At 33.1% G+C, this 16,619-nt stretch carries 22 protein-coding genes; 6 read left to right on the forward strand and 16 right to left on the reverse strand.

Features of this window, described 5'->3' with window-relative positions; translation table 11 throughout:
* The first annotated feature begins 14 nt into the window (after positions 1-14).
* The 3 genes from vrrA to ABC228_RS03480 all read left to right on the forward strand — a co-directional run bounded on the left by vrrA (position 15) and on the right by ABC228_RS03480 (position 1,842).
* Positions 15-557 (forward strand): VrrA/YqfQ family protein, encoded by a 543-nt coding sequence (gene vrrA / locus ABC228_RS03470; RefSeq protein WP_345823688.1) that lies wholly within the window; start codon positions 15-17, stop codon positions 555-557.
* Between the two features lie 77 nt (positions 558-634).
* Positions 635-1,588 carry a peptide-methionine (S)-S-oxide reductase MsrA gene (gene msrA, locus ABC228_RS03475; protein ID WP_345823689.1) on the forward strand — a complete coding sequence of 318 codons (954 nt, stop codon included), beginning with the start codon at positions 635-637 and terminating at the stop codon, positions 1,586-1,588.
* A 50-nt stretch (positions 1,589-1,638) separates the two neighbouring features.
* Positions 1,639-1,842, forward strand: coding sequence for a DUF6501 family protein (locus ABC228_RS03480; protein ID WP_345823690.1), 204 nt, complete (start codon positions 1,639-1,641; stop codon positions 1,840-1,842).
* Between the two features lie 41 nt (positions 1,843-1,883).
* On the opposite strand, the gene ABC228_RS03485 is transcribed toward ABC228_RS03480, so the two are convergent.
* Entirely contained in the window at positions 1,884-3,074 is a 1,191-nt protein-coding gene (locus ABC228_RS03485) for a M14 family metallopeptidase (protein ID WP_345823691.1), read from the reverse strand.
* Positions 3,075-3,236: 162 nt separating this feature from the next.
* On the opposite strand from ABC228_RS03485, the gene ABC228_RS03490 reads away from it, so the two are divergent.
* Positions 3,237-3,476, forward strand: a complete 240-nt coding sequence (locus tag ABC228_RS03490; protein ID WP_345823692.1) for a ferredoxin family protein — start codon at positions 3,237-3,239, stop codon at positions 3,474-3,476.
* Between the two features lie 33 nt (positions 3,477-3,509).
* Here ABC228_RS03490 and ABC228_RS03495 read toward each other — a convergent pair whose 3' ends face one another.
* Positions 3,510-3,779 (reverse strand): acylphosphatase, encoded by a 270-nt coding sequence (locus ABC228_RS03495; protein WP_345823693.1) that lies wholly within the window; start codon positions 3,777-3,779, stop codon positions 3,510-3,512.
* A gap of 137 nt (positions 3,780-3,916) precedes the next feature.
* Between ABC228_RS03495 and ABC228_RS03500 the strand changes: the two genes are divergently transcribed.
* Entirely contained in the window at positions 3,917-5,446 is a 1,530-nt protein-coding gene (locus ABC228_RS03500) for an FAD-dependent oxidoreductase (protein ID WP_345823694.1), read from the forward strand.
* Between the two features lie 50 nt (positions 5,447-5,496).
* Here ABC228_RS03500 and ABC228_RS03505 read toward each other — a convergent pair whose 3' ends face one another.
* Entirely contained in the window at positions 5,497-6,375 is an 879-nt protein-coding gene (locus ABC228_RS03505) for a LysR family transcriptional regulator (protein WP_345823695.1), read from the reverse strand.
* A 120-nt stretch (positions 6,376-6,495) separates the two neighbouring features.
* Between ABC228_RS03505 and ABC228_RS03510 the strand changes: the two genes are divergently transcribed.
* Positions 6,496-7,566, forward strand: a complete 1,071-nt coding sequence (locus tag ABC228_RS03510) for a citrate/2-methylcitrate synthase (RefSeq protein WP_345823696.1) — start codon at positions 6,496-6,498, stop codon at positions 7,564-7,566.
* 663 nt (positions 7,567-8,229) lie between these two features.
* Here the strand turns inward: ABC228_RS03510 and ABC228_RS03515 are convergent.
* The 13 genes from ABC228_RS03515 to ABC228_RS03575 all read right to left on the reverse strand — a co-directional run bounded on the left by ABC228_RS03515 (position 8,230) and on the right by ABC228_RS03575 (position 16,440).
* Entirely contained in the window at positions 8,230-8,937 is a 708-nt protein-coding gene (locus ABC228_RS03515; protein ID WP_345823697.1) for a dihydropteridine reductase, read from the reverse strand.
* 230 nt (positions 8,938-9,167) lie between these two features.
* Positions 9,168-9,371 carry a hypothetical protein gene (locus ABC228_RS03520; protein ID WP_345823698.1) on the reverse strand — a complete coding sequence of 68 codons (204 nt, stop codon included), beginning with the start codon at positions 9,369-9,371 and terminating at the stop codon, positions 9,168-9,170.
* A gap of 67 nt (positions 9,372-9,438) precedes the next feature.
* Positions 9,439-9,993, reverse strand: a complete 555-nt coding sequence (locus ABC228_RS03525) for a GNAT family N-acetyltransferase (protein WP_345823699.1) — start codon at positions 9,991-9,993, stop codon at positions 9,439-9,441.
* 69 nt (positions 9,994-10,062) lie between these two features.
* Positions 10,063-10,539 (reverse strand): GNAT family N-acetyltransferase, encoded by a 477-nt coding sequence (locus ABC228_RS03530; protein ID WP_345823700.1) that lies wholly within the window; start codon positions 10,537-10,539, stop codon positions 10,063-10,065.
* Between the two features lie 199 nt (positions 10,540-10,738).
* Entirely contained in the window at positions 10,739-11,215 is a 477-nt protein-coding gene (locus ABC228_RS03535; RefSeq protein ID WP_345823701.1) for a GNAT family N-acetyltransferase, read from the reverse strand.
* A gap of 233 nt (positions 11,216-11,448) precedes the next feature.
* The gene (locus tag ABC228_RS03540) at positions 11,449-11,709 is read right to left on the reverse strand and encodes a DUF6199 family natural product biosynthesis protein (RefSeq protein WP_345823702.1); all 261 of its coding nucleotides are present in this window, start codon (positions 11,707-11,709) and stop codon (positions 11,449-11,451) included.
* Between the two features lie 344 nt (positions 11,710-12,053).
* A complete protein-coding gene (locus tag ABC228_RS03545; RefSeq protein WP_345823703.1) occupies positions 12,054-12,194 on the reverse strand; it encodes a hypothetical protein in 141 nt (46 codons plus the stop codon).
* A gap of 457 nt (positions 12,195-12,651) precedes the next feature.
* Complete coding sequence (locus ABC228_RS03550; protein ID WP_345823704.1) at positions 12,652-12,906, reverse strand: hypothetical protein; 255 nt, start codon at positions 12,904-12,906, stop codon at positions 12,652-12,654.
* A gap of 714 nt (positions 12,907-13,620) precedes the next feature.
* Positions 13,621-14,064 carry a hypothetical protein gene (locus tag ABC228_RS03555; RefSeq protein ID WP_345823705.1) on the reverse strand — a complete coding sequence of 148 codons (444 nt, stop codon included), beginning with the start codon at positions 14,062-14,064 and terminating at the stop codon, positions 13,621-13,623.
* A complete protein-coding gene (locus ABC228_RS03560) occupies positions 14,042-14,266 on the reverse strand; it encodes a helix-turn-helix transcriptional regulator (RefSeq protein ID WP_345823706.1) in 225 nt (74 codons plus the stop codon). Before ABC228_RS03560 ends, ABC228_RS03555 begins: the two co-directional genes overlap by 23 nt.
* A gap of 475 nt (positions 14,267-14,741) precedes the next feature.
* On the reverse strand, positions 14,742-15,284 hold the full coding sequence (locus ABC228_RS03565; RefSeq protein ID WP_345823707.1) for a cysteine hydrolase family protein: 543 nt from the start codon (positions 15,282-15,284) through the stop codon (positions 14,742-14,744).
* Between the two features lie 94 nt (positions 15,285-15,378).
* Complete coding sequence (locus tag ABC228_RS03570; RefSeq protein ID WP_345823708.1) at positions 15,379-15,819, reverse strand: hypothetical protein; 441 nt, start codon at positions 15,817-15,819, stop codon at positions 15,379-15,381.
* Positions 15,820-15,966: 147 nt separating this feature from the next.
* Positions 15,967-16,440, reverse strand: a complete 474-nt coding sequence (locus ABC228_RS03575) for a hypothetical protein (RefSeq protein ID WP_345823709.1) — start codon at positions 16,438-16,440, stop codon at positions 15,967-15,969.
* Positions 16,441-16,619: the final 179 nt, after the last annotated feature.

Genomic DNA, 16,619 nt, shown 5'->3' on the forward strand with positions numbered 1-16,619 from the left:
TGAGGGATTGTAAGATGGTATTCCCGAGACAACCAAACCATAACAATTTCATGCCACCAAATGACTTTTGGTTTCCAAATAGAGGATACACACAACAACTACCGAAACAAAATAATATTAGCAACATCCTCAAGCGATTCATAAACCCCAAAGGTAGTACGGATGTTGCAAATATGGCTACAAGGGGCTTCTTTAATCCAACTGCGACCACCAATGTAACTGACATTGCTACAAAAGGCGTAGGTGGATTATCAAAAACACTAAATAATGTTCAACAGGTATTGAGAGTGGTTGATCAAACTGCTCCAATCGTTAAACAATATGGCCCTTTAGTGAGAAACTTACCTGCAATGTATCGAATGATGAAAGCATTTAAGGATGCGGATAGCACAGAATCAGCATCAGAGAGCACGGAAAATAATGTTGAAAGTATTGAAAGTTACAACAGTATTGAAGAAGACTATGAAAGTAATGAGTCTAGTAGTGATTATGAAAGTTACAAATCGGCTTCTAAGAGAATCAATAATGGTCAGTCTACCCCAAAATTATTTATCTAATAAATGCTCAAAACTTGATTTTTTAAGTAAAAAAAGAAAAAATGAGTAGTAGTAGGAAACTTTTGGAGGTAGGTATCATGACAAATCGTGAAGAAAAAGCAACATTTGCAGGTGGGTGCTTTTGGTGTATGGTTGAGCCATTTGATCAGCGCCCAGGAATTCACCGCGTAATATCTGGATATACGGGCGGTCACGTTGAAAACCCAACATATGAAGAGGTGTGTTCTGATACAACAGGGCATGTTGAAGCTGTTCAAATTACCTTTAATCCTGAACTTATGCCATATGAACAATTAGTAGAAACATTTTGGCAGCAAATTGACCCAACTGATCCAGGTGGGCAATTTAATGATCGTGGTGAGTCTTATCAAACCGCTATTTTTTACCATAATGAAGAACAAAAAGAGATTGCTGAAAAATCAAAGCAAGCTTTAGCGGAAAGTGGAAAATTTTCAAAACCTATTGCTACAGGAATTCTTCCTGCTAAACCTTTTTATGAAGCTGAAGAAAAACACCAAGACTATTACAAAAAACAATCATTCCATTATCGACTTTATAAGAAAGGCTCTGGCAGGGAGGATTTTATTAAAAATACATGGAAAACTGATAAAAGTAACTTGAAGAATACATTAACTCCTCTTCAATATCACGTGACACAAGAAAAGGGAACGGAGACACCTTTTCATAATGAGTATTGGAATTTAGAAGAAGATGGGATTTATGTAGACGTTGTTTCGGGGAAAGCATTATTCTCCTCTAGGGATAAGTATGATGCTGGCTGTGGTTGGCCAAGCTTTACGAAACCAATTGATTCATATGAAATCGTAGAAGAATTAGACCAGTCTCATGGGATGATACGCACAGAAATTAGAAGTAGAACTGCTGACTCTCATTTAGGCCATGTATTCGAGGATGGGCCACAGGATAAGGGGGGATTACGTTACTGCATGAATTCTGCTGCGATGCGATTTGTTCCCAAGGATAAGCTTGAAGAAGAGGGTTATGGAAAATACTTATCTTTATTTGAATGAAAATATTTAGTTTACTGTAAAATTATTATGTAAACAAGAGGAGAATTCGAATGATGCATTTAAAATGGGAAAATAACCCAACAATAAAGCGAATTGAATGTGTACATGCAAATGCAAAAAAGTTTGTAGTAGACAATAAACTAACTCCAGGTAAAATCTACGATGTTAAAAACGAAACGGATGAATTTTATTTCATTATTGATAATAGTAATCGTATAGCTGGTTTTCGTAAGGACTATTTTAAAGAGGTATAATGAATCCAGGAGCACTGTTTCTTCACAGTGCTCCTGCTCTATTATAGGTAAAGATTAGCCAACATCACTCCTAAGGATTCTTGATAAATTTCCGAGAACTGTGAAATCGGAAGTGGATTAATGCCAGTCCCCAATTCAATGGTGTAGCCTGGCCGTCGATAAACCAGGATAAACCAATCCTTATAACCAGCATAACTATCGATATAACGGATTGGATTATACCCACTAACTCGAGCGTATTCATTTACAATCGTTTCAGCTTCAGGTGGTTCTAAGCCCTCAAATCCCCAATAAATTACTTCACCTTGCGTATGCAAAGCATTCATCCTTTGAAAGTTTCTTTTACCTGTTAATTCTGCCATTGCAACAGCCTCAGGCTCCGTTAAAGGTTGATAGCCTGGAAAGTCTCTTGATTGTGGTGTTGTTGGTTTTCTTGCTGCTTCGGTTTCCCATCGAGCAGGATATTGGTTGTTTAAGTCTACTCCTCGAATATTGGCTTTCCATTCGGAAAAATCTGTATTACGATTATTTATTTCTAATACTTCATTTCGAAATGGTCCAGCAGCTGAAGGGCCATTAATTACTAGATTAACGCCATCAGGATTCACCATAGGGACTGCTGACAGCATCATAGTATTAAAATAGGGAAGCATAAGCAGCCCTCTTATTGGCTCATTATTTGTTATGGACAGGGCGTACTCATTTAAAAATCTCATGATAACAGGGGTAGTAATCCATTCGTTCGCATGAAACGATCCATTAACATGAACCTGCTTATTTCCTTTACCAATTTGCAATTCAATAAGATCTTTTCCCAACACGGATTGAGCTATTGTATTTGTTCGAATAAAAGGATAGGTAGCTGTTAAACGTTGAATGTCTTGAACCATTTTATCATACGTATAATTGGATACATCACTAATTAATGTTGAAGTTACTCTTCTAGGTAGAAGAATTGTTTGGCCAATTTGTAGGTTTGTTGGATTTATAGCAGTATTTACTCTCAAGAGTACCTCAACACTAAGGTTTTGACTCGATGCTATTTTCCAGAGGGTATCGTTTGGTTTAACAGTATAATTTGTTAATTCATAACCCGGTATTCGAACACGTTGCCCTATCGTTAATTGTGAAGAGGGAAAAATTGAGTTGGATTCTTCGATTAGCTCTAAAGGAACTTGAAATAATTGGCTATATAACCACATAGAATCTCCACTACGAACATAAATATCCATATCATACTCTCTCCTTTAATAGGGGCTAATAAATCGTATGAAGAAAATTAAAATAGGTGATTCTATAGTTAATTGCTTGAACAATAATAGGATGTTCTGTAATATAATTACTATAATATGGCATTGATACAGGTTATAAACTTTTATAAAGGAGGGGCTTACATGGCATTTGTTATTACATCGCCTTGTAAAACAGAAAAGGCAGGAGAATGTGTTGAAGTCTGCCCAGTGGATTGTATTGAAGAAGGTAAAGATATGTTTTATATAGATCCTGACATTTGTATCGATTGTGGAGCTTGTGAAGCTGTTTGTCCAGTTGAAGCAATCTATATGGAAGATGAAGTTCCAGATGAAGAAAATGAATATATATTATTAAACCGGAAATTTTTTGAGGATCGTTAATTCATAATCGCTATCTAACATTAGATAGCGATTTTATTTAATTTTAAACCCATTATAGCCCTTTGATTTTTCTAATGTTTCCATATTGATATGGTCCACGCGAATAAAAGGGTGGAATCCTTCCTTTAATGTATCGATAAATCTCTGAATACTTTCTTGCTTTCCTTCAACCTCTAGCTCCACGGTTCCATCCTCCAGATTTCGAACCCACCCAGCCAGTTCAAAATCATTTGCTTTTTGCTTTGTGGCATAACGAAACCCAACTCCTTGAACACGACCACTAACATGTAAATACATACGCATCTAATCCCTCCATCTACTATATTTCCTGACTATCAAATATTTAGTTGATGATTTGGTAATACTAATTAACGGTAATTTTATTATGACAAAACAACTAATTTGATGCAGTTTCGATACACAGTGAGGAGTGAACATTCATGACACAATCTACAGATTTACCACAATTCCCTGAACCGTATTGGAGACAGGATATTGATTTTCCAAGCTTTCCAAAGCTAGAAGAGAAAATAAATGTTGATGTTGGAATTGTTGGTGGCGGCATCGTTGGACTTACAGCGGCATATTTACTCTCCAAAAGAAACATAAAAGTAGCTCTAATTGATGCAGGTGTTATATTAAATGGAACTACTGGTCATACAACAGCCAAAATTACTGCACAGCATGGGCTTATTTATGATGAGCTTATCAAGCATTTTGGGGAGAAAAAGGCAAAACTTTACTATGAAGCACAAATTGAAGCAAAACAAATAATTGAAGATAATATTAAAGAGCTCCAAATTGAATGTGATTATGAGTCACAGGATGCCATCATCTATACAAATTCTGACGAATACATATCAAAGCTAGAGAATGAACGAAAAGCATATGACCAATTAGATATTAAGAGTGAGTTAACGGAAGAGATACCATTAGATATTCCCATCAAGAAAGCTCTAGTGATGAAAGACCAAGCACAGTATCATCCTCTTAAATATTTAAAAGCATTAGCCGAGGAATGTGTAAAAAATGGTGTGCTAATTTATGAAAATTCCACAGCCATCGATGTTGAATATAACAAACATCCAGCCATCATTACAAGGGATGGCCATCGCATCATTTCCAATTACGTTATTTCGGCGTCTCACTATCCTTTTTATGATGGGCAAGCGTTTTATCCAACAAGAATGTATGCAGAAAGGGCATATGTTTTAGCTGTTAAGTCAGCCAAAAACTATCCAGGCGGCATGTACATTACTGCTGAGGATCCAACAAGATCGTTACGCTCTGTAACGATTAACGGTGAAAAAATGTGGCTAGTAATAGGTGAGAATCATAAAACTGGCCAAGGGAAATCGACAATGGATCATTATGAGGCATTACAAGATTTTGCAGAAAAATACATTGGCGTAAAAGAGTATGTCAATAGATGGTCGGCACAAGACTTAACAACGTTAGATAAAGTCCCGTATGTTGGAAGAATATCTGCTGAAGAGGAGGCTGTATTTGTTGCAACCGGATTTAGAAAATGGGGAATGACAAATGGTACAATTGCCGCTAAGATTATCACAGATAAAATAACAGGTGAGGATAGCCCATACGGTGAGTTATTTACCCCTTCACGCTTCCAAGCAGATCCTTCATTGCGAAAGTTCGCAAGGGTAAATGCCGATGTTGCGAAGCATTTAATTAAGGGTAAGCTAGAATTTACGGAAAATAGTATTGATGAGCTCTCACCAGATGATGCAACTGTTACACGCGTCCACGGTAAACGCACGGGCGTATACAAAGATAAGGAAAATAACCTACATGCAGTGGATACTACGTGTACCCATATGGGTTGTGAAGTATCTTGGAATTCCGGTGACAGAACCTGGGACTGTCCATGTCACGGTTCTAGATTTTCCTATAAAGGTGAAGTGATAGAGGGACCAGCTAAACGTCCATTGGAGCGTATTGATCTCGAATAGATATAGATCAAAAAGACTAACAAACAACTCCTTGTTAGTCTTTTTCCACTTTAACTATAATGAAAGTTCATAATATAGCTGGCAAATTCCGAATCTAATTGTTGCTTGTTCTTATATACTAGGTACATACTTGCTGTAGGAACTGTCATAAAATCAATCGGTACCTCTAACAATCTTCCCTCCATTAATTCTCTCGTGATAATGGATTTTGGTAAGAAGCTTACCCCGATACCCTCCAATACAAAGCGTTTCGTAATATAGGATTGATTTACTTGCATCGTACGTAAAGATGGTATCTTTGCTGAAAGCTGCTCTGTTAACGAATTCCAATATACGGGATGATTATCAGTAAATAAAAGATTATTTTCTAATAAATTCATTGCATCAAGGACTGGACCTGATTCTGAATCATACCCATCATGCCTCGTTACAAATGATACATCTTCTTCATGAAATTGTATCGTTTCAACAAGTGAGGAACCAGGGAGACAGGACAAACCAATATCAATGATCCCTTTTTCGATATGCTGTGAAATTTCACTTGACTCCATTATTTTAATCGTAATTTCTACATTCGGATTTCCTTCAATATAACGATGAATGATAGTTGGTAAGATAGTGTCCGCAAATAATGGTGATATTCCAACTCTTAGTAATTTATGAAAACCTTGTTTAAACTGATTCATCCGATGGATACTTTTATCAAATTGCGATACAATTTCAACGCATTCTTGATAAAATAGCCTTCCAAACTCCGTTAAAACAATATTTCTACCGTCCTTCATAAAGAGCTTCCCGCCAAGATCCTTTTCCAATTGTCTAATTTGAAAGGTTACAGCGGGCTGCGTAATAAATAATCGCTCGGCTACCTCCCGATAATTCTCATGCTCAGCTGCCAGAAGAAATGTTCTGATCGTTCTGATATCCATAGCCCACCCCATTAATAAGTATTATTTATTATTATAGTAAAAATTACTAAATTTTAATAATGAAATTAATTGCTTATAATGAAGACAACAAAGAAAAAAGAAGAGAGGGGTAGTAGCATAATGTTTCAACCAGGATTAAAAGGTGTAACAGCAGTAGAAACGAAATTAAGTAATATAAATGGGGAAGAAGGGCTACTGACTTATAGGGGTGTACCCGTACAACAATTGGTCGAGAATTATTCATTTGAAGAGGTAGCGCACTTTCTATTGCATGGCGAGCTTCCAACGGGAGAGAAATGGGTTGCATTTAATCAAAGTTTAAAAGAATCCCGTTGTCTACCAGATTATATGATAAGCATACTTGATAACTTACCGCCAGAACTCTGTTTAATGGATGTTTTGAGAACCACGATTTCCTCATTTAATACAAATAATATAGGTGATAATAATAAGATTGCTTTACAATTAATCGCTATTTTTCCCAGCATCATAGCATATCGCTATCGTAAAATGAGTAACCTTCCAATTGTAAAACCTGATATGAAATTAAATCATATTGAGAACTTTATCTATATGTTAAGTGGTAAAAGAAACGAACTAAATGCTAAAATTCTAGAAACATATTTTATTTTAACCATGGAACACGGCTTAAATGCTTCAACATTTTCTGCAAGAGTAACCATTTCCACTGAAAGTGACATGGTATCTGCCATAACAAGTGCCTTGGGTACTATGAAGGGTCCTTTACATGGCGGTGCACCATCAGGAGTAATAGATTTATTAGAAGAAATAAATACAGAAGATAGGATATGTGAAGTAATTCACAATAAACTAAAAAATAAGGATCGAATAATGGGATTTGGCCATAGAATTTACAAAACAACTGATCCACGTGCAGAGTCGTTAAAAAACACTATTATAAAACTAAATGAATTACCAGATTGGATGTCATTAGCCTTGAAAACGGAACAAGAAACAATTGAAATTTTAAGAAAAGAAAAACCAAATTATAAGCTGTATACAAATGTAGAATATTATGCAGCAGCAATTATGAAGACATTAGAACTAGATTCAACGTTATTTACAGCAATATTTAGCGCAAGTCGAATAGTTGGCTGGTGTGCACATGTAATTGAACAGCTAAATAATAATACAATTTTTAGACCAAACGCTCAGTATGTTGGTGAGTAAATTTAATTTAAATAACGCTATAAGTTTTTATTGTGTAAATTATAGCGTTATTTTCTATTTTGTCTCAATATCATGAGTATACTTGGGTTGTGAGACATTAATAATGATTTTAACTATTACTTCCTATAATAAGTATTATGTAAACTAGAAATAATTTATGAAAATCGATGAATAATGAATATATGTATTTCCAACTTCCTCTCTTTCCCTATCAATATTAATTAACAAGTACATCTAATACATCTTGTAAAATAAATTATCCATTGATCGTTATTGATAATATAAAAAAAGTGAAATAACCATAAAAATACTGATACTCCAACTATCCACTACCTTATTGAAGAAAAATTCTCCTAATGTTGTAAAGCTTGCCCCGAAATAATAAGGAATAAACAAACAGAAACAAGTAATTGGGAATCCATCCGATATTTCATGTGTAATAACCCCTCTTTCATCTTGACAAACACTTTCTTTAATACATTTGATAGCTGAATTAAGTTGCCTGTTAGCTTCGTATTTATTATTTAAATACTAACATAATATTCCGAAGTTATTGTTAAAAATTTAGGAACGAAAAAAGACGATCAATTATGATCGCCTTGATTAATCATTGCGCCTGTTATTTCGACATCTATTAACTATTTCCTATGAATACTCATTTTTCTAGCTAAATGTTAAAAACTCGGTCAGTAAATTTTCACGTTTGTCGAGCATAATTTGTTCTGGTTTAATACCTTGCTCACGCAATACATCAATATTCTGGACGAGAAACTCATCGCTTCCTACAATATAGAAGATTCCATCCTTGTCTGCAGCAAGATTTTTTACTTCTTCATAGTAGTTATTACGGTTATCGACGAACTGTGCTGTGAACTTCTTGTCAGGTACGGATTCGAAAATATTAGTAAATAAGAAATCCCTTGATGAATCGATGTTTAGAGAATGAATTTGATTGACATTATCAGCACGTTGGAAATAATCAAGCACAAGTGGCCTAAAAGTTGCTAATCCGACGCCTGATGATAACAGGTATACATTTTTGTCTTCTCTTTTAAGTGGTACATTCGAATGAGTTTTAAATATTGCAACTTCATCGCCAACTTCAAGATTTCTTAAAATCGTCTTAAACTCAGAGCACTGTTCTCTAATCCGTGTTGTAATACCAATAGAATTTTCATGCGGTAAGGTGGAAATTGACATATGGCGAATCAGACTGCGGTTTGGCTTATCTCCTGCATTGAAACCTTCTAGTGCTAAATGGGTATGGGAACCTTCTTCCCATGTAAAGTCTTCCGGACAGTCGATCATGAACGTTTTAACCTCAGAGGTTTCCTCAATAATCTTATTTATCTTCGCCCAGTATATTTGCATAATGGATTCTCCTTATTCAGTTTATATGTATTATTACACTCTATTATACTATAAGTGATAACGATTCTCAATTAAAAAGAGTAGTAGTTTTAAATTCATAATCAATACTTATAACCTAATATTTTCAGAGAATGGCCCGAAATATGAGCAAAGAATATTCTGGACTCCCACTTTAATCCAATACTAATTTCACCTTGTATAACTACTTCACCCGTACTAGAGCAATTTTTCTAAGAATGACCTTTCTTTTCTTTTATGAAAAGACCAAATACGACAAGAATAAACCCAAGAGCTAACAGGGAAATCTCATAACCACCTGTTCTAAAGGCAACTTCATGTGGTATGTATATTGCGACAAGCATAATTGCAATACCTAGTAGCATTGTTTTAGTAGAAAGTATTTTTCCTCCTCCTTTACTAATCTCTTTGACCATAGTGCAATAGGATCCAGAGAAAATAGTGGCATTATTTTGAATAAATGACACTTTGGTTGAAGAATAACTAATAGCACCAATCATTCTTTAATAGTGAATACGAATAATGGTCATAGTATTTGCCTCTAAACAGATGTTTGTCTCGATAAATTCCTTCATTTAAAAAACCTAAGCTTTCTAATGTATTAGAAGATTTTTTGTTTTCTAATGCTACATATGCATTAATTCTATTAAGGTTCATATTTCTAAAACCACTCTCTATCGCTGCGATTAATGCCTCTTTCATATATCCGTATCCCCAGAATTCATACCACAAGTCATAGCCTATTTCTGCTATGTTGTTGGTCCTGTCCCATAAATCAAAACCACAAGTACCAATCTTCTCATTATTACCTTTCATCTCTATAACCCATCTATTATGACTTTTTTCTTCTGGATTTTTATTCCACTCAATAAATTCGATTGCATCCTCTTTTTTTGTAAATATTTCTTCGTCATATAGAAACTCACAAACTTTTTCGTTACTGAAAAGTTTAAAAATGAACTCAGCATCAGACTCATTAACATTTCTTAATTTTAGTCTGCTTGTCTCTATTTCAGGAAAAATCCTTTGATTTTTCATAATAACCTCCCTTTACGTTAATTTACTTCTACAACAATTTTTAACTGAAGGTAGTTGCAAAAATGATTATTAACTAACAAACTCTTGTATTACTCTTTTTCCTTCCTCTATTCGCTCAGAAAAATGTCCATTTGTGTACTCATTTATTACATTTCTCCAAAACAATTGCGCTGGTTCATTTTTTCCTATTTGGAATACTTCCCATTTCCCCTTATGCAAACGAAAAATATCTTTTGCAACTGATCTACCTAAACCGGTTCTTCGATACTTTTTCATAATAAAGAACTCAGAAATTGAAAAGAATGATTTCGTTTCCACTTCTATTAATCTAACTAGTACAAATCCTGCATAATTACCATTTAACTTAATTAAATATGGTATATGATTATCTTTAGTCCAATAATCGTTTAAAGGATATTCATCGAATCTCCCATTCTTCTCGACATGTGCATCAATAAACTCTGAAAAGTCATAGATATAGAATTGTAATAAGTTCGTAAGTGTTTCTTTATTATCTAAGTCTGCTTTAATTATCTCATAGTTCAATGGTTCTACTTCTCCTTTTTGGTATCCAAGGTATATTCCTTTTATTGCGCTAACCTATGCCTATTATCCATAATTCCCATACCTTATGATACCAATAAATAATAACAGCATTAACAATTCATTCGTTTTATTTCTGTAATTTTTTGACCAAATAATTAATGAAATCTGCTATGATCGGATTGTTTAACTCATTAACAAGTTATTTTAATTTCAACTCCATTTTCCTACTCTTCGTAGCCATCCCAATTGATTTATAAAATTCAATGGCAGATAAGTTTTCCTCGGATACTCCCAATTCAATACTATCAATTTTGAGGCCACTTCCAAAATCAAACACATGCTTCATTAGTTTTTTTCCGATACCTAATTTTCTATGTGTTTCGGAAACACATAAACTTTTTATAAATATAACATTTCTCTCGTTAACAAAAGTATTTTCAATTACTTCATCTTCCTTTGCCACAACAAAGCCGACTATATCATTACCTATAGTAGCCACAAAAATATGCTGTTTTTCATCAATTAATTGGCTTTCGAAAAACTCTTGTTCTACTGGAGTAGAATTCTCTTTGTATAAATCTGGTCTTACAAAAACGTGGAATTCATGAACCTGCCTAAATAAAGGCAACAAAGACTCATAATCACTTTGGGTGGCGTTTCGAATATATATATTCATATTTTTACCTCTCAACATTATTCTAGTGAAATTTAACCTTCTATAAATCTGGCGAGAAATGCTATCATGTATTTTCTGACCTGTTAACCTAATTATTTCTATATCAATATTAACATAATATTCCAAACATCTTATGAGAAACTTACCAATTAGAAAAAAGGCGATCTCTTCAATTCAGATCACCTTCTATTAGTATTCTACAATATAGTTCAAATAACGTAAGTTGGTATTTACTATAAGTTCATTAAATCGTTAGTTGGTAAAGGTGGTTCAGGTGTAAAGGTATCAATTGCAGCAATAATAATTAATATCGTCCATATAATCATACCAACTATACTTCCAATTCTTATCAACTTAATCTGAATATCTGACAAATCTGGAATCTCTTTGTATCTCCATCGGTCTAAAAAGAAAAAACTTTCTTCTGGTTCATAAAGACTCCAAATACCAAAACAATAAACAGGTATTGAAAAAACTATGAGAATGAATAACATAGCTAATCCCCCTTTTTGCTTTATTACTTATACGATTATTCTTAAAAGAAGTTTCACTCTCTGTTTTCTATAAGTGCGATATAGTACGGGTTATCTTAGTCTAAACTCCTCAACAGGTGTTAATAATCCATAGCCTCATTCAAACATTCAAGTTTTAATTCTACTTGGTCCCAGCTTCTAGTAGTCTCACTAATGTCACATGTGTAAACAGATTCAGATAAACTCATAATCTCTATTTTATGCTTCTCATTTAATTGCTCTCCCCTATTGACACTTGTAAAAATAGGAATAAGAAGAATTAGAAATATCTCCTAGATGTATCTAGGTGAAGTACACTAAATCTACTATGTATTTTTCTGCATTAACTCTTCTCGCATCTTTTTGATTTCTTCTGTTTGTTCAAGGAGGTTATTATTTAGTTTCCTTATCGCGTCGTATACTGCGAAAACACCCGCAAAAATTAAGATTAAAAACAGTAATTCCATTATGTTCCCTTCCTTTTCTCTTATCTATTACTATTACACTCGTTTATGAAGAGTATATTTCTACCCTTGTTTAAAAGTTATTTTTCTAATACTAAACACCAAAATACTATTTACATCAATGAATGTAATACCGTTCAGAATTCATATATATATAATTCACGCCTTGATAAAATTTATTATAGAGTACTTGCATATGAAAATTTATTCAATTAACCTTTTAATAATAAGTTCAATGAAATCTTTACCTCCTATAAACAAGTTTTTACAGCTATGATACAAAATACGTCTATTGCAAGATTAAGTATCAAAAATTTCAAAAATTGGGTATAACAAAGACTTCTTCCACTATACGACCACGTCAGTAAAATAATTTCAACAAAAAGGTGCATTAATCCCTCTTAGATCAACGCACTCAATAGTTCATAACTGAAGTTTCATTTAGATAACTTACCTTCTTCTATTTTTTTATGAATTCGTATGGCATCTTTTTATCTAATTGAAAAAATAAATGTTGAAAGTGGCTTATTTTATCCGTATCAGTCATTTCATAAGACACATCACTAATTACTGCTGAGTATTTACTAGAATCTTTATCACTTTCTTCAACTGTAAATACTATTTCTAAGTTTTCATTTTCATTTTCAAATAAAAGTACAAGTTTATCTTCTTTCAACTCATAAGTTCCTTCTTCATAACCCTTCGTGTTTTTCACTATATTACCATCTAAAAATTCTAATGTTATTTCAGAGTAATATTTATCGGGATTAGGTCCCCAATAAGCAACGTCAAACGTTTTTCCAGATAATTCATCGCTATTGTTACAGGCTGATAAAAAAAACACCGATAACAGTGATAGAAAAATTAACCGTTTTTTTATAATGGTAACCCCCTTTTCAGTATATACGGGTGAGTACAATAAAAAGTTTCAGTGTACACAAATTAACATTATATCTCATTTCCCCTTTATAAATCATCAATCATTTTGTTTGTTCTGATAACTATGCTAAACGTGTGCGATTGGTCATAAAAAAGCGGGATAATATTTTGTCTCCAATTTCCTGATATTTAAATTGCTATTTTTATGGTTTTTCTGTTTTACTCTGCAATGACGAAACTACTTACTTAAAAATCGACTTCTAACTTTCCCTTCTTAAATCAAACCTTCCCTCGTTAATTTAAGTAAATAATTTCACAATAACTTTATTCAAAGATAACATAAAGTTGACCGATTTTTTGAGGAAATAGGAAATACATGATCGACTATCTAGTTAAGAACTAGAATGTTAAAAAACCATTTGCGAGTCACTAAATGAATTCGCAAATGGTTTAAATATTTCTCTATACTTTATCTCAGTACTTGAATTTACTAAATTGACATTGTTCTATCTCTATAAAGTAACTTCAAAGAATTTTTTTACTGGTACGTTTATTCGTCATCTGAAAATTCATCTCTTCGCTTTTTCCTAATGCCAAATAAAAAGAGGAAAGGAACCATTCCACAAATAAGAAATATCCCTCCAATAAACACACCATCCATTACAGTAAAACCTTCACTTAACGCTGTAAAGAAACCAATACTGGTACAAATAAGTGTCAGCACGACAATTGAAATAACGAAACCTCTTTTGGGGGATTTTTTATTGTTTTCGTAATCTACACTAATATTCATTGATAAAAAAGCTAAAATAGTTGTTGATACTATAAATATAATCCATAATGGATTTTCTTTCATTCCATCCATACCTTTAGTGATATAGTCGTAGCCTAATACACCAATTATTCCAAGAGTCTGAATGGCATAAGCAACCCTTATATTTTGTAAATTTTTCAGAATTAGACGTTCATCGTTAATTCTTTGTAATGACATCATTATTACTCTCCTTTTCAACCCAAAAAATTTCATCTAAAGACTTATTAACGGTATAACAGATCTTAAGACACAACTTTAAGGTTGGGTTATATTTTCCTTTTTCAATTAAGCTAATTGTTTGCCTTGTTACACCAACTTTTTCAGCTAATTGTTGTTGTGTTAAATTCACTTTAACACGAGCAATTTTTAATTGATTTTCCACAAATATAAAACCCCCAGAGATGTAATCTATATATTACATTATACACTATACATTACATTTTTCAATATATATCTTACATTTTTAAGTGTAATTATTTATATTAGGCATTACCGGCAGCTCTTTCCTTGTTGTATCCAAAATAGTTATCCCTCTAATTCCACAATTTTTCTGCCAGATCATATAAATTATTACGACTTCATTATTAATAGCCTATTCCAAAGATCTTACTAAACAAATGACTAGTAATCCAAATATACGGTACCTTAACTCTACCTTTTTCATTTGAAAAGCCATATTCTTCTGTTTCTTTGAAGAATATGGCTTTGCTTAAAAGGAATCTTGGTTATGATATTTATAATCATTATGTTTGGGATGGAGATATTGTTCTGTTCCATATCTAATCTCGACTATTAATTAGTTAGTTAACCAACCTCTCATTCAAAGTCATACTTTTAACAGGTTCAATAACCCGAGCTTATTCAATAATCTCCGTATGGAAACAAAGTTTCATATGGTTAATCATAGTGTCTCCCAAGTTAGTAAATGTTGCAACGCCACGTTTATGTATTGCTGTACGAAAGCCTTCTGCGTCTGCTCCTGCAACTGTTAAAAAATCACAAATATCTGTACATACCCCTACTGTATGTACCTTTTCAACTCCTAAATTTCTTAAAGTGTCAGCTAAATCTGTTTTAAAGAATGCGTTGTAATTCGTTTTGGGCGTATAAATCAGATTCTTATTATCTTTGTGATGATGAAACCAATCATATAATTCTCCGTACAATTGTTGTCCTTTTGTACCTACTATATTATGTGGAGCCCATAATTCAAAGTGTGGGTCATCTGGTTGGTGTGCATCCATTGTTACAACTACTAAGTTTCCCATTTCTAAAAATTCGTTTGCTATTTTTACTATATAAGGTACTATCTCTTGAGCAGGCGTACCAGCAGTTAATGAACCATCAGCAGCTACAAAATCATTGCTCATATCCACTATTAATAAAGCTTCTTTTGCCATATTAATTCACCCTTTTAATATTAGTTTGTTATAGCATGCTTAATATTTAAAGTTCCTAAATACCCTTCCTCTAGTGAATTAATTAAAAATACGCTTAATCCCAGTAATTAAAAATAATATCTCCAATTCTAGTTGGTTTCCAATAATCAATTTGTTTCAATTCAGCGGAATTTAGATCCATTTCTACTGATGCCATCGTTTTATTAAGTTGATAAGTATTTAAGATATTATAATAGGGCTTAAAAACATTATTTAGTTCCACGTCATCAATAAATGCAATGTTTTCAAATTGTACATCAGACGCAAAAGCGATATATGGATAATGCGCATTTAATAGAATATGAGTATTTTTGTCAGATATTAATACTTCTACATTAAAAAAATTTGTTCCGTTAGGTTCCTCAAATTTTATTACACTTCCTCTATTAGAATTTATGAGACTAAAACATATCTGTTTAAAATGCTTTCCTTCTTCTTTAAAGGGTTGTTCGTTGGTTCTCTCGTAAAAGCCTGTTATTCCATTTTCAAGCTTCATGCTCGTTCTCCTTAGGTAAAAGGTTTATTGATTTTAGATAATTTATCATCCTCCTGATGCCTATTCCCGAGAATTCAGCATCCGCGCTGTATAGGATTATTAACGAATCTTCTTAAAAGAAATATATATAAAATATGTCTTATTTTGTTATTTATTTTTCCTCCAGTGCATTATCGATGGTTCTGCTCCATACACCGTTTCATACTCATTTTCCTCAATGAAGGGGCGGATCCAACTTACACCAAATTGAAAAATTTGATTATTAGTTGTTAATGTTGTTTCATACTCTATTCCATTACTTACATAACTGCCACTATAGTCATAGTTATATTCTTCTTCCAAACCAAATGCAGCCTCTGCTCCTATTGTTACTTTGGTAAAATCTTTATAGAAAGAGATTGCTTCAAGTCTTTCGCCACTTTCAATATTTCCTTCGGTAGCAATGTTAGGTAAACAACATCTTATTCTTTGTATCTTATAATCGTGATTGTATTTATACTGAATTAAATATCTACCATTTAGATTTAAACAACGGCTATCCAAGATATATCTAATTGGATAGAATTCTATTTCATTATTATTAACAAAAACTCTGATAGGCCCAAGAGGAGTTAGCAACATTAATATCACCTTTTTTCAAATAAACTATTACTCTCATATTTTTGTAAACATACTGTACAGCTAGTTATCATTTTGCAGTTCATCCCTTTTGGTTCCCCAATCATAACCAGATTTCCCCATATAATATAGAACACCTGCAGTTGAGATTATAGATAATATTCCTATTAATAGTCCCATTT

It is taken from the genome of Ornithinibacillus xuwenensis, from assembly GCF_039614845.1.
Lineage (GTDB): Bacteria > Bacillota > Bacilli > Bacillales > Amphibacillaceae > Ornithinibacillus > Ornithinibacillus xuwenensis.

Bases quoted from the DNA above. Each gene is read 5' to 3' on its own strand.
- ABC228_RS03535 (WP_345823701.1), bottom strand. From the start codon at position 11,215: ATGAATATATATATTCGAAACGCCACCCAAAGTGATTATGAGTCTTTG.
- ABC228_RS03510 (WP_345823696.1), top strand. From the start codon at position 6,496: ATGTTTCAACCAGGATTAAAAGGTGTAACAGCAGTAGAAACGAAATTA.
- ABC228_RS03480 (WP_345823690.1), top strand. From the start codon at position 1,639: ATGATGCATTTAAAATGGGAAAATAACCCAACAATAAAGCGAATTGAA.
- msrA (WP_345823689.1), top strand. From the start codon at position 635: ATGACAAATCGTGAAGAAAAAGCAACATTTGCAGGTGGGTGCTTTTGG.
- ABC228_RS03545 (WP_345823703.1), bottom strand. From the start codon at position 12,194: ATGGAATTACTGTTTTTAATCTTAATTTTTGCGGGTGTTTTCGCAGTA.
- ABC228_RS03500 (WP_345823694.1), top strand. From the start codon at position 3,917: ATGACACAATCTACAGATTTACCACAATTCCCTGAACCGTATTGGAGA.
- ABC228_RS03570 (WP_345823708.1), bottom strand. From the start codon at position 15,819: ATGAAGCTTGAAAATGGAATAACAGGCTTTTACGAGAGAACCAACGAA.
- ABC228_RS03565 (WP_345823707.1), bottom strand. From the start codon at position 15,284: ATGGCAAAAGAAGCTTTATTAATAGTGGATATGAGCAATGATTTTGTA.
- ABC228_RS03505 (WP_345823695.1), bottom strand. From the start codon at position 6,375: ATGGATATCAGAACGATCAGAACATTTCTTCTGGCAGCTGAGCATGAG.
- ABC228_RS03575 (WP_345823709.1), bottom strand. From the start codon at position 16,440: ATGTTGCTAACTCCTCTTGGGCCTATCAGAGTTTTTGTTAATAATAAT.
- ABC228_RS03525 (WP_345823699.1), bottom strand. From the start codon at position 9,993: ATGAAAAATCAAAGGATTTTTCCTGAAATAGAGACAAGCAGACTAAAA.
- ABC228_RS03540 (WP_345823702.1), bottom strand. From the start codon at position 11,709: ATGTTATTCATTCTCATAGTTTTTTCAATACCTGTTTATTGTTTTGGT.
- ABC228_RS03555 (WP_345823705.1), bottom strand. From the start codon at position 14,064: ATGATGTCATTACAAAGAATTAACGATGAACGTCTAATTCTGAAAAAT.
- vrrA (WP_345823688.1), top strand. From the start codon at position 15: ATGGTATTCCCGAGACAACCAAACCATAACAATTTCATGCCACCAAAT.
- ABC228_RS03490 (WP_345823692.1), top strand. From the start codon at position 3,237: ATGGCATTTGTTATTACATCGCCTTGTAAAACAGAAAAGGCAGGAGAA.
- ABC228_RS03495 (WP_345823693.1), bottom strand. From the start codon at position 3,779: ATGCGTATGTATTTACATGTTAGTGGTCGTGTTCAAGGAGTTGGGTTT.
- ABC228_RS03520 (WP_345823698.1), bottom strand. From the start codon at position 9,371: ATGGTCAAAGAGATTAGTAAAGGAGGAGGAAAAATACTTTCTACTAAA.
- ABC228_RS03485 (WP_345823691.1), bottom strand. From the start codon at position 3,074: ATGGATATTTATGTTCGTAGTGGAGATTCTATGTGGTTATATAGCCAA.
- ABC228_RS03515 (WP_345823697.1), bottom strand. From the start codon at position 8,937: ATGCAAATATACTGGGCGAAGATAAATAAGATTATTGAGGAAACCTCT.